The sequence below is a fragment of the Kribbella soli genome, from assembly GCF_004331345.1.
Taxonomy (GTDB): Bacteria; Actinomycetota; Actinomycetes; order Propionibacteriales; family Kribbellaceae; genus Kribbella; species Kribbella soli.
The window spans coordinates 213,510-225,342 of sequence record NZ_SJJZ01000002.1; the positions used below are offsets into that span (position 1 = coordinate 213,510).

10 protein-coding genes are annotated in these 11,833 nt (G+C 68.4%); 4 read left to right on the plus strand and 6 right to left on the minus strand.

Features of this window, described 5'->3' with window-relative positions; translation table 11 throughout:
• Positions 1-41 precede the first annotated feature (41 nt).
• On the plus strand, positions 42-950 hold the full coding sequence (ppk2, locus tag E0H45_RS15195; RefSeq protein WP_131337988.1) for a polyphosphate kinase 2: 909 nt from the start codon (positions 42-44) through the stop codon (positions 948-950).
• A 78-nt stretch (positions 951-1,028) separates the two neighbouring features.
• Here ppk2 and E0H45_RS15200 read toward each other — a convergent pair whose 3' ends face one another.
• The 4 genes from E0H45_RS15200 to E0H45_RS15215 all read right to left on the minus strand — a co-directional run bounded on the left by E0H45_RS15200 (position 1,029) and on the right by E0H45_RS15215 (position 4,736).
• Entirely contained in the window at positions 1,029-2,525 is a 1,497-nt protein-coding gene (locus tag E0H45_RS15200; RefSeq protein ID WP_131337989.1) for a sensor histidine kinase, read from the minus strand.
• Positions 2,525-3,226 (minus strand): response regulator transcription factor, encoded by a 702-nt coding sequence (locus E0H45_RS15205; RefSeq protein ID WP_130385800.1) that lies wholly within the window; start codon positions 3,224-3,226, stop codon positions 2,525-2,527. The genes E0H45_RS15200 and E0H45_RS15205 overlap by 1 nt, the downstream gene beginning before the upstream one ends.
• Positions 3,227-3,310: 84 nt before the next feature.
• A complete protein-coding gene (locus E0H45_RS15210; RefSeq protein ID WP_131337990.1) occupies positions 3,311-3,853 on the minus strand; it encodes a hypothetical protein in 543 nt (180 codons plus the stop codon).
• A gap of 397 nt (positions 3,854-4,250) precedes the next feature.
• Positions 4,251-4,736, minus strand: a complete 486-nt coding sequence (locus E0H45_RS15215; protein ID WP_131337991.1) for a DUF456 domain-containing protein — start codon at positions 4,734-4,736, stop codon at positions 4,251-4,253.
• A 42-nt stretch (positions 4,737-4,778) separates the two neighbouring features.
• On the opposite strand from E0H45_RS15215, the gene E0H45_RS15220 reads away from it, so the two are divergent.
• Complete coding sequence (locus E0H45_RS15220) at positions 4,779-6,791, plus strand: amylo-alpha-1,6-glucosidase (RefSeq protein WP_131337992.1); 2,013 nt, start codon at positions 4,779-4,781, stop codon at positions 6,789-6,791.
• Here E0H45_RS15220 and E0H45_RS15225 read toward each other — a convergent pair.
• Positions 6,749-7,375, minus strand: a complete 627-nt coding sequence (locus tag E0H45_RS15225) for a LysE family translocator (protein ID WP_131337993.1) — start codon at positions 7,373-7,375, stop codon at positions 6,749-6,751. The genes E0H45_RS15220 and E0H45_RS15225 overlap by 43 nt on opposite strands.
• 90 nt (positions 7,376-7,465) lie before the next feature.
• Here E0H45_RS15225 and E0H45_RS15230 point away from each other — a divergent pair, with 90 nt between their 5' ends.
• Positions 7,466-8,941 carry an aminotransferase-like domain-containing protein gene (locus E0H45_RS15230; protein WP_131337994.1) on the plus strand — a complete coding sequence of 492 codons (1,476 nt, stop codon included), beginning with the start codon at positions 7,466-7,468 and terminating at the stop codon, positions 8,939-8,941.
• Between the two features lie 133 nt (positions 8,942-9,074).
• Here E0H45_RS15230 and E0H45_RS15235 read toward each other — a convergent pair whose 3' ends face one another.
• Positions 9,075-9,308 (minus strand): DUF7455 domain-containing protein, encoded by a 234-nt coding sequence (locus E0H45_RS15235; protein WP_131337995.1) that lies wholly within the window; start codon positions 9,306-9,308, stop codon positions 9,075-9,077.
• A gap of 392 nt (positions 9,309-9,700) precedes the next feature.
• Between E0H45_RS15235 and E0H45_RS15240 the strand changes: the two genes are divergently transcribed.
• Positions 9,701-11,785, plus strand: coding sequence for a DNA gyrase/topoisomerase IV subunit B (locus E0H45_RS15240; RefSeq protein ID WP_131337996.1), 2,085 nt, complete (start codon positions 9,701-9,703; stop codon positions 11,783-11,785).
• Positions 11,786-11,833 lie beyond the last annotated feature (48 nt).

An 11,833-nucleotide genomic window follows, 5' to 3' on the forward strand; every position in this document is an offset into this window, starting at 1 on the left:
TTGTTCACCTGGACGTCATCCTCGGGGTCGAGCCTGTGCATATGAACACGCCTGATCTGGTGCAAGAGCTCGGTTTCCGGGTGCTGGACGAGGAGGACGACGACCCGGTGCTGCTGCGGGCCGACGGTACGCCGGTGGATACCTGGCGCGAGGGCTATCCGTACGGCGAACGGCTCGCGCGGGAGATCTACGACCGGGACAAGCGCCTGTTGCAGATCGAGCTGCTGAAACTGCAGTACTGGGTGAAGCGGTCGAAGCAGCGGCTGGTGATCGTGTTCGAGGGTCGTGACGCCGCCGGCAAGGGCGGGACGATCAAGCGGTTCATGGAGCATCTCAACCCGCGCGGGGCGCGCATCGTCGCGCTCGAGAAGCCGACGGACCGCGAGCAGACCCAGTGGTACTTCCAGCGGTACGTCGCGCATCTGCCGGCGGCTGGTGAGATGGCGTTGTTCGACCGCTCCTGGTACAACCGCGCGTGCGTCGAGCACGTGATGGGGTACTGCGACCAGGAGCAGTATGAGGAGTTCATGCGGCAGGCGCCGGAGTTCGAGCGGATGCTGGTGCGGTCCGGGATCCTGCTGGTGAAGCTGTGGTTCTCGGTGTCGCAGGCTGAACAGCAGACGCGGTTCACGATCCGGCAGATCGACCCGGTGCGGCAGTGGAAACTCTCACCGACCGACCTCGCGTCGCTCGACAAGTGGCAGGCGTACACCGAGGCCAAGGAGGCGATGTTCCACTACACGGACACACCCCACGCCCCCTGGACCGTTGTCAAAAGCAACGACAAGAAACGCGCCCGCCTGGAAGCCATGCGCCACGTGCTCTCCCTCTACAACTACACCGACAAGGACGAGGATCTGGTAGGCCACCCAGATCCCAAGATCCTCGGCCCCGCGGCCCTTGTCCTGGAACACGGCGAGTCCGCTACTCGGACCTTTCCGGTTTTGTGAACCTCCACGCAGGCAGAACCCAGGATCTAGCCGGTTAGACCGCCTCCCGGAGCGACTTCTGCCTGCCTGGACGTCCAGCTATCCGCTCAGCGGGAGGTGGACGGTGAAGGTGGCGCCGTGGGGGTGGGTGTCCGTGGTGGTTACGTGGCCGTGGTGGGCGGCTACGAGGGCGGCGACTATGGAGAGGCCTAGGCCGGAGCCGCCGGTGGAGCGGGTTCGGGCGGTGTCCACTCGGTAGAAGCGTTCGAAGATGCGGGCCTTCTGTTCGTCGGTGAGGCCGGGGCCGGTGTCGCTGACTTCGAGGATGGCTTCGGAGCCGCGGGTGCCGACCGAAACGGTGACGGGCGCGTCGACGGGGGTGTAGTGGAGGGCGTTGCTGACCAGGTTCCCGAGTACCTGCCGCAGACGTGCCTCGTCACCCGAGACGACTGGCGCCTCCGAATCGGGCAGGATCGTCAGCGAGATATGGCGGTCGGGCTGCACGGCTTGCGCGTTGTGCAGTGCGTCGGCCGCGATCGGGAGCAGGTCGACGGACTCCGAGCGCAACGGACGCTGCTGGTCCAGTCGCGCGAGCAGCAACAGGTCGTCGACGAGCAGCCCCATCCGCTTGGCCTCGTCCTCGATCCGCCGCATCGTGTCGGCGTCGGTCACGTCACCCCGGTGCCGGGCCAGCTCCGCGAACCCCCGGATCGACGTCAACGGCGTACGCAGCTCGTGCGACGCGTCCGCCACGAAGCGCCGCATCCGGTCCTCGGACTGCCGAGCAGCCTCCTCCGACTGCTTCGCCGCATCCTCACTCCGCCGTGCCGCGAACTCCGACGCGGTGCGCTGCGCGAACGCGGTCTCGATCTGCCCGAGCATCTGGTTCAGCGCCAGCGACAACCGCCCGACCTCGGTCCGCGGGTCCCGCTGCGGTACCCGTCGACTCAGATCCCCACCGGCGATCGCGACCGCGGTGTGCTCGACATCCTCGAGCCCGCGCAGACTCCGCCGTACGACATAAGTCCCGAGGCCTGCCAGCAGCACCAGCAGGATCACCCCGGCCGCGGCCTGGATCCCGACGAGCCGCTGGATCGTGTGGTCCATGTCCTTGAGACTCTGCGCCACCATGACCGATCCGTCACCGTTGGCGTTCTCGACCGCAAGCACCCGCCACCGAGCACCACCGGAGACTGCATCCACCACGAACGGCCGCCCGTCGCGCGCACGGACCTGGTTGAGGTTCAGAACGGGCAGCTTCGGCAGCGGATCGGGATCGGCCAGCCGCGCACCGTACGCACCGTCGGCGCTACTCCCGTCCGCCTCGTTGAACTGCACGACGAAAGCACTCGGTAGCGGTCGGCGGTCCCCGAAGCCTCCCGGAGGCGGCGGACGCCGGTCCTTCCCGACGTGGGCGAGTTGCGAGGCCGTCTGCTGCAGCTGGTCGTCGACGCGGTCGATGAGGTAGCCGCGCATAATCGTGGTCGCCAGCACACCGGACGCGGCCAGCGCGAGCGCGACCAGCGCCAGCAGGACCACGACGATGGTGACGCGCAGCGGGTACCGATCGGCGAACCGCCGGTGGTTCAGTTGCATCAGTTGGGGCCTCGCGGAGTACGCAGGACGTAGCCGACCCCGCGGACGGTGTGGAGCAGCTTCTGGTCGCCGGTGTCGACCTTACGGCGCAGGTAGGACATGTACGACTCGACCACGCCGGCGTCTCCGGCGAAGTCGTAGTTCCAGACCGCCGACAGGATCTGGCCCTTCGACATCACCCGCTCTGCGTTCTCCAGCAGGCACCGCAGCAGCTTGAATTCGGTCAGCGACAGCTGCACCGCCTGACCGGACTTGAAGACCTCGTAGCTGTCCTCGTTGAGTTCCAGGTCCGCATAGCGCAGTACGGCGGCCTCGGTCGTGGTCTGTTCGCGGTGACCGGAGCGGCGCAGCAGCGCGCGGACGCGGGCGACCAGCTCGTCGAGGCTGAACGGCTTGGTGACGTAGTCGTCGCCGCCGGTCTGCAGGCCGAGCACCTTGTCCTCGACCGCGTCCCGGGCGGTGAGGAACAGCACCGGCACGTGCCGGTCCTCACCGCGCAACCGGCGTACGACCTCGAAACCGTCCAGTCCGGGCATCATCACGTCGAGCACGACCAGGTCCGGCTCCACGTCCCGCGCCTTGCGCAGCGCCTCGGCGCCGTGGGTCGCCGTGGTCACGTCGTACCCGGCGAAACGCAGACTCGCGGACAGGAGCTCGACGATGTTCGGCTCGTCGTCGACAACCAGCAGATGCGGACTCATGGTCTCAGTGTGCAGGTGATTCCCATGTGAACCCTGGAAGGTTCCTGGCAATCGCCTGTGAGTCGTCCGCGATCCCGAGCAGGCTCAGCGTGGACCGTGCTTGAACCCCCACTTCTGGCCGGCCGCGTCGCGGACGGTTCCGTCGTTCACCGAGCTGGCGGTCGCCTTGCCGTCGGTGACCACGGCCGTCACGGTCACGGTGTTCCCGGTTTTCACGTCGTCGATGCCGTCGCGGGCCGCGTTCACCAACGTGTCCTCGGTCAGCGTGTAGGTCCGGCTGTATCCGTCCGCGCTCTTCACGGTGATCGATTCCTTGCTGACCGCGGTGACCTCGCCGCGCTGGGTCGCGACGGTCTGGTACCCGCCGCCGTCCTTCGGTACGACGAATTCGCCGTGCAGCGCCCCGCCGAGCCCGAACTCGCCCCGCGGCCCGAATCCGCCCTTGCCCGGTCCACCAGGTTCCCCCGGCTTCTGCTGGCCCGGCGTCGACGGGCTCGAGGGGGAGGCCGACGGCGACGGCGTCGGGTCCGCGTTGCTCGTCGCCCAGGCGACCCCGCCGGCCGTGGTCGTCACGGCCACGGCGGCCACAGTGCCGAGCAGCCGCCATCGCTTCTGTGAGAGCTTCATCCTGCTGTGCCTTCCGTACTGCGTGCCGGGACGTCACCCGGCACTGTTCCCTCTCACGGTGGCGTGCAGAGCTTGGACGAACCTCCGCTGCGGATAAGAACAGCCCGGCAATCACCTGAGAAACGGTGGCGGGCGACGATCCGTCCCGCCGCCTGACCTCTGAGGGGTCAACCCCCTACTCTCCGGGGTCGACCCCTCAGAAGTTGCCGTCGACTACTTCGTCGGCGTGGTGCTCGGCTGCTGGCCGTTGGGCTTCTGATGCAACGCCATACTGCAGTGCCTTCCGTTGCGTGCCGGGAGATGCCCGGCACTGGTCATTCCACCGTTCGTGGCAGACCTTGGACGGCCCTCCGCCGGGACTGGAAAGTCCCTGGCAATTCAGACAGCTTCAGACAGCTCAGACGATGAACAGCACTGCAGAGAGCCAGACGGCGGCGGCGAGCGAGGTGCCGACGAGCTCGATCAGGATGGAGACGCCGGTCTGGCGCAGCGCGTGCTTGGTCGAGGTCCACGCCGCGGCGTGGTCGCGCTGGCGCTGCAACTCGGACAGGTAGACGCCGATCGGGAAACCGACGAACATCCCGACCACCGGGATGACGAAGAACCCGACGATGCCGAGCAGGACCCCGACGATCATCGACCGCCGCGGTACGCCGGCCTCACGGAGCCGCCGCTCCGGTACGACGTACTTCACCACCTGACTCGCACCGATCAGGACCACCGCGATCGCGAACACCACCCACCCGATCGCGCTGCGCTCGACGATCGCCCAGACCAGGATCGCGGCCAGACTGAGGATCGCCCCGGGCAGGATCGGTACGACGATGCCCACGATCCCGACGAAGATCGCGATCCCGACCAGTACGGTCACCCCTGTCTCCATACCCACACTCTCTCGCACCGACCGACCTTTTAGGGTGGAGACATGTCCCCTTTGCACGAACTCGTCACCGCCCTTGCCGCTCCCTGGGTGGTCCTGTCGCCTCGGTCCGGTCAGCTGACCGGTTCCGGCGCCGAGGGCGTGTACGCCCGGGACCGCCGGATCCTGTCCCGGCTGAGCGTGACGGTCGACGGACGCGAACCGTTCCCGGTGCATGTCGACGAGCCGGACGCGGCCACCCATCAGTACGTCGCGATGGTCGAGGGACTCGGCGACACCCGGCACGACCCCACCGTCATGCTGTACCGGACCCGGACCGTCGACTCCGAAGGCCTCACCGAGCGGATCACCCTCGTGAACCGTTCCCGGTCGGCAATCGAATGCCGGCTGGATGTTGCCCTCGGCACCGACCTCGCCGGCACGGCCGCGGTCCGCAGTGGCGCCGCCGCCAGTCTGCCGGAGCTCGCGCCGCTGCCGGACGGTCCCGGTCGCACACGCTGGGAGAGGGACGACACCCGCGTCGTCGTCACCGCCGACCCCGGCGTCTCGGCCACGCCGCGTGTCGAGCCGGGGGAGGAGTTCACCGTCACCGTGCGGGTGACGGCTGAGTTCCCGAAGTCGAACACCGGCTTCTCGATCGAGCCGCCGGCCGAGCGCACGCCGTACGACGTCACTGTTCGCTGTGACGACAAACGCGTCGAACGCTGGCTGAACCGTTCGCTCGAGGACGTCCGCGCGCTCCAGCTCGCCGCGGACGACGACCGCTATCTCGGCGCCGGTCCGCCGTGGTACCTCACGCTCTTCGGCCGCGACTCGCTGATCTCGTCGGGCATGCTGATCCCCGTCGACCCCACGCTCGCCGCCGGCACGCTGCGGGCGCTGGCCGCCCGGCAGGGCACGAAGGTCGACGCCGGGTCGGCCGAACAGCCGGGCAAGATCCCGCACGAGCTACGCGCCGAGGTCGCCGATCACGGCGGCGGCCTGGTCCTCCCGGCCGTGTACTACGGCACCCACGACGCGACCCAGCTGTGGATCGTCACGCTGCACAAGGCGTGGCGCTGGGGCATGCCGGCCGACGAGGTCCGCGACCTGCTTCCGAACCTGAAGCGCGCCCTCACCTGGATGAAGGAGTACGCCGACCCGGACGGCGACGGCTTCCTCGAGTACGTCGACGAGTCGGGCCACGGACTGGCGAACCAGGGCTGGAAGGACTCCAACGACGCGGTGCAGTGGCCGGACGGGACGCTGGCGACGGCGCCGATCGCGCTGTGCGAGGTGCAGGGATACGCGTACGCCGCTGCCGTGAAGGGCGCCGAACTGCTCGAGGCGTACGGCGAGTCCGGCGACGAGTGGCGTGCCTGGGCGGCCGCGCTGCAGGAACGCTTCCGCGCCGCGTTCTGGGTCGACGGCTACCCGGCGATCGCGCTCGACGGCGCGAAGAACCCGGTCGCCGGCCGTGCCTCGAACATGGGCCATCTGCTCGGCACGGGGCTGCTCGACGCGGACGAGGAGCAGACGGTCGCCGACGTGCTCGCCGGCGAGGACCTGAACAGTGGCTTCGGGCTGCGAACGATGTCCACCGCGATGACCCGCTTCAACCCCCTCGGTTACCACACCGGCAGCGTCTGGCCGCACGACACCGCGATGACGGTCCAAGGCCTGTTCGCGAGCGGTCAGTCCGACGTCGCGTCGTCGTACGTCGAGGGCCTGGTCCGCGCGGCGGAGGCCTTCGACTACCGCCTGCCGGAGTTGTACGGCGGCCGCGGGACGAGCGCGGAGAGTACGCCGACGCCGTACCCGCTCTCGTGCCGCCCGCAGGCGTGGGCAGCGGCCTCGGCGGTCGCCGTTCTGGTCGCCGCGTTCGGCATCGAGCCCGACGTACCCGGCGGCACGCTGACGATCCATCCCGCTGACTCGGTGCCCTGGCAGGTGCTCGAACTCGACGGGGTGCGGGTCGGCGGCGAGACGTTGTCGCTGCGGTTCGAGAACGGCTCAGTAGTGATCGTGGAAGCCCCTCAAAGTGCTGTGATCAGCGCGAACGCGGACAGTCCGAGGTAGATCGCCGCGACGATCAGGTTGCGCCGCCGGCTCGTCGTACGGACCGAGCGGAAGCGGCGGCCGACGGCGTCCGCGCCGACCGCGTAGCAGAGGTCGAAGGTGAGGCCGATCAGCAAGGCACCGACGCCGAGCAGCAGGAGTTCGGTGCGGAGCTGAGCGGGATCCGCGCCGCGGGTCGCGAACTGCGGCAGGAACGCGAGGAAGAACAGCGCGGCCTTCGGGTTGAGCAGGTTCACCACGACGCCGTCGCGGAACACGCGGCCGAGCGGGGCGGCCTGGACATCGGCAGGGTGGTCGGTCGCTGGGGCCTTGAGCAGCTTGAGACCGAGGTACGCGAGGTAGAGCGCCCCCGCGACGGTGATCGCGGTGAAGAGCGTGGGCGACGCCTGCACGAGGGTGGCGAGTCCGAGCGCGGTCACGACGATGTAGACGAGCGTCCCGGTCTCGATGGCCAGCGCCGAGACGACGCCCGCGCGGCGGCCCTGGGTGAGGCTGCGGAGCGAGATGTACAGGTTGTTCGGCCCCGGCATCCCGACCAGCACCACCGTCGCGCCGGTGAACCCCAGCAGCTGACCGATCATCATGTCTTCTCACTCCTGCTCTCGAACTGGACTGCTTGCTGGTACTAGCCTGGCGGCGCGAGAAGCAGTCCACCCGAGCCAATATGAGGAGAAGTGGACCGTTCTGGAGACCCGTCGGCGCTGGCCGACCTGATCGGGCACCGGCTGAGCACCCGCAGCGGCGGCTTGTACCGGCGGCTGGCCGACGAGATCGCCGCCCTGATCGGCTCCGCCGAGCTCCCGGTCGGCTCCCGCCTCCCGGCCGAACGACGGCTGGCCGACTCGTTGGCGATCAGTCGCTCGACGGTCGTCGCGGCGTACGACGAACTCCGCGCCCGCGGCCTGGTCGAGAGCAGACGCGGCAGCGGTACGACGGTCGCGCGCGCCGCCGGACGTGGTCGTTCACGATCGGACAAGCAGATGCCGGCCGGGTACGGCGAGTCGCTGTTCCACCGGATCACCGTCGGACCAGGCGAGGTCATCTCGCTCACGTACGCCGTGGATCCCGGGCTGCCCGAACTGTCGTCGGAGCTGATCGAGCTGGCCTCCGACGAGCTGCCCGCACTGCTCGGCGACGTCGGGTATCACCCGCGCGGTCTGCCGGTGCTGCGCGAGCGGATCGCGGAACACTTCACCGAGGCCGGGCTGCCGACGTCGCCCGACGAGATCGTGGTGACGACCGGCGCGCACCAGGCGATCGCGCTGGCGACGCAGATGTACCTGCGCAACGGTGCCGCGGTCGCCATCGAGCAGCCGAGCTGGCCGGGGTGCTTCGACCTGTTCGGCGCGGCCGGCGGGCGAGTGGTCGGTGTACCGCTGGACGACGCCGGGATCCGCCCCGACCTGCTCGAGGCCGCGTTCGCGGAGCATCAGCCGGCGATGCTGTTCGTGATGCCGACGTTCCACAACCCGACCGGCCGGCTGATGTCGGCGAACCGCCGCCGGCAGGTCGCGGAGCTGGCAGCGCGGCACCGGGTCGTCGTAGTCGAGGACAACGCGTACTCGGCGTGGGATCCGGCCGGTCCGGAGATCCCGCCGCCACTGGCGGCGTACGCGCCGGACGATGCCGAAGTGCTGACGATCGGGTCGGTGTCGAAGGCCGTGTGGGGTGGACTGCGGATCGGATGGATCCGGACGTCGCGGCCGCTCGCCGAGCGGCTGGCGCGGCACAAGGCGCTGGCCGACCTCGGGAGTCCGCTCATCGACCAGGCACTGACTGCTCGGCTGCTGCCGCGGCTCACCGAGCTGACGTCGGCGCGGGCGCGACTGGCGACCGTACGGAAGAAGCTGATGGGGGAGTTGCTGACCGAACGACTACCGGACTGGGAATGGTCGCCGCCGACCGGCGGGTCTGCCTTGTGGGTCCGGTTGCCGGACACCGACGCGCGGGTGTTCGCCCAGGTGGCGTTGCGGCACGGCGTCGAGGTGGTGGCCGGCCAGGCGATGGACCCATCGGGTGCGCACAACGACTACCTGCGGGTGCCGTTCGCCTACTCCGAGCAAGTGCTTGATGATGCGGTCACGCGGCTGTCGCGGGCCTGGCAGGAACTGCGGCGGCACGGGCCCGGTCCCGGCGTACCTGTCGTGTGACCTGGCGTGTGAACCTGCCGCGTCAACTTGCCGGGTAAACAGAGGGATGGCGGTTCACCGTCTCGGGTGAACCGCCATCGAAGCCTGTGATGACTTTGGCGCCGACGCTGGCGCGTTTAGAACAGCGTGTGGGTCACCGCTCGTCGTCTACGGCGACCGTGGAGGGGGTGGCTTCGAGCCGACCGGTCTCGTCGTGGATGGTGATCGCGATGTCGCGCAGCTTCTCCGAGTGCTCGCGGCCGTGGTGGGCGCAGAAAAGTAGCTCCCCACCGCTGGTCAGAGTGACTCGGACGTAGGCCTGCGCACCGCAGCGGTCACAACGATCCGCGGCCGACAGGGCCGAACTCGGGGCGAGTGCTGTAGTCATTGAGGCCTCATCTCATCTAGTTCCGTACTCACCAGATTGCAACATCCTGACATGCGGATCGCTTCCCGGTGGGGAGAACGTGTCCGTATGTGAGACGAACCACCTGTCTTCGTATGACGCTTGCTGACGCGGAATCGTTTCGTCGGCGGGCGATTTTCTGGTGAGCCACGGAGGCGGGTCCTACTTCTCTCACTGTGAGCCATGAAGCCGTTACCGTCTGCTCGGGATCGGAGTGTCGTACGCCACTCTTAATCGAGTCCGGATCGATACCTGTCGCGACACGTATCTCCCATACCCAGCCGCAGGCCTCCGCAGGCCCCGCCTGCCGCGTTTTGGGGGTGCGGCCGCATAAGCTGCGGTGTGTAAGTGTGGCAAACCAGTGAAGGAGCCCTGTGGCCGCCCCGACGCCTCGCAGTACCGAGATCGACCCGGCGTACAACGCCCGCCATCTGCTCGTCCTCGAAGGACTCGAGGCGGTCCGGAAGCGGCCCGGGATGTACATCGGGTCCACCGACAGCCGCGGCCTGATGCACTGCCTGTGGGAGATCATCGACAACGCCGTCGACGAGGCCCTGGCCGGCCACGGCGAGCGGATCGACGTCGTGCTCTACAAGGACGGCTCGGTCGAGGTGGTCGACCGTGCGCGCGGGATCCCGGTCGACATCGAGCCGAAGACCAAGCTCAGCGGTGTCGAGGTCGTGTTCACCAAGCTGCACGCCGGCGGCAAGTTCGGCGGCGGGTCGTACAACGCGTCCGGTGGTCTGCACGGTGTCGGCGCGTCGGTGGTGAACGCGCTGTCCGCGCGGCTGGACGTCGAGGTCGACCGTGGCGGCGTGATCTGGACGACGTCGTTCCGGCGCGGTGTGGCCGGTGAGTTCGACGGCGAGGGCGCCAACGCGAGCTTCAGCCCGGCGAAGGGGCTGCGCAAGGCCGGCCGGGCGAAGAAGGGTGTCACCGGCACCCGGATTCGGTACTGGGCGGACCGGCAGATCTTCACCAAGGACGCGGCCTTCAACTACGACGAGCTGGTCACCCGGGCGCGGCAGACGTCGTTCCTGGTGCCGGGGCTCGAGCTGGTGATCCGCGACGAGCGCGGCGACGAGATCACCGAGGAGACCTTCAAGCACGACGGCGGGATCAGCGAGTTCTGCGAGTTCCTGGCGACGGACCAGAAGGTGACCGAGGTCGTCCGGCTGGCCGGGACCGGTCACTTCACCGAGACCGTGCCGATGCTCGATGACGCCGGCCACATGACGCCGACCGACGTCGAGCGGGACCTGGAAGTCGACATCGCGGTCCGCTGGGGCGACGGGTACGAGACCGAGCTGCGCTCGTTCGTGAACATCGTCGCGACGCCGAAGGGCGGCACTCACGTCGCCGGGTTCGAGCGGGCACTGTCGAAGAGTTTCACGAACGCGCTTGACGGCACCCGGCTGCTGAAGAGCGGCGAGGAGATCATCAAGGACGACGTACTCGAGGGTCTGACCGCGGTCGTGACGGTGCGGCTGGCCGAGCCGCAATTCGACGGGCAGACGAAGGAAGTGCTGGGTACACCGGCGGCGTCGCGGATCGTCGCGAAGGTCGTGCAGTCCGAGCTCGAGTCGTTCCTGACGTCGACGAAACGTGAGTTCAAGGCGCAGGCACGCGCCGTACTGGAGAAGATCGTCGCGGCGTCCCGGACCCGCGTTGCCGCGCGTCAGCACCGGGAGCTGCAGCGGCGGAAGACCGCGCTGGAGTCGTCGGCGCTGCCGGCGAAGCTCGCGGACTGCCGGAGCAACGACGTCGACCGGTCCGAGCTGTTCATCGTCGAGGGTGATTCGGCGCTCGGTACGGCGAAGCTCGCGCGGAGCTCGGAGTTCCAGGCGCTGCTGCCGATCCGCGGCAAGATCCTGAACGTGCAGAAGGCGTCCGTCAGCGACGTCCTGAAGAACGTCGAGTGCGCGTCGATCATCCAGGTGGTCGGAGCCGGCTCGGGCCGCACGTTCGACCTCGAGCAGGCGCGCTACGGCAAGATCATCTTCATGGCGGACGCCGACTCCGACGGCGCCCACATCCGGACGCTGCTCGCGACGCTCTTCTTCCGGTACATGCGGCCGCTGGTGGAGGCGGGGCGGGTCTACACCGCCGTACCGCCGCTGCACAGGTTCGAGCTGACGAACCCGAAGAAGGGGCAGGACAAGTACCTGTACACGTACAGCGACTCGGAGTACCAGCGGAAGACGGCCGAACTGATGAAGAAGGGCGTCCGCTGGAAGGAGCCACCGCAGCGCTACAAGGGTCTCGGTGAAATGGACGCCGACCAGCTGGCCGAAACCACCATGGACCCTCGGCACCGCACCCTCCGCCGCATCACGGTGGACGACGCCGAGGCTGCCGCCCAGGTCTTCGACCTCCTGATGGGCAACGACGTAGCCCCCCGCAAGGAGTTCCTCGTCCAAGGCGCGTACGAACTAGACGAAAACCGCATCGACGTCTGAGTTGGTGCGGAGTACTGCGCAGGAGCTGAAAGGACACCGCTTCGCGGC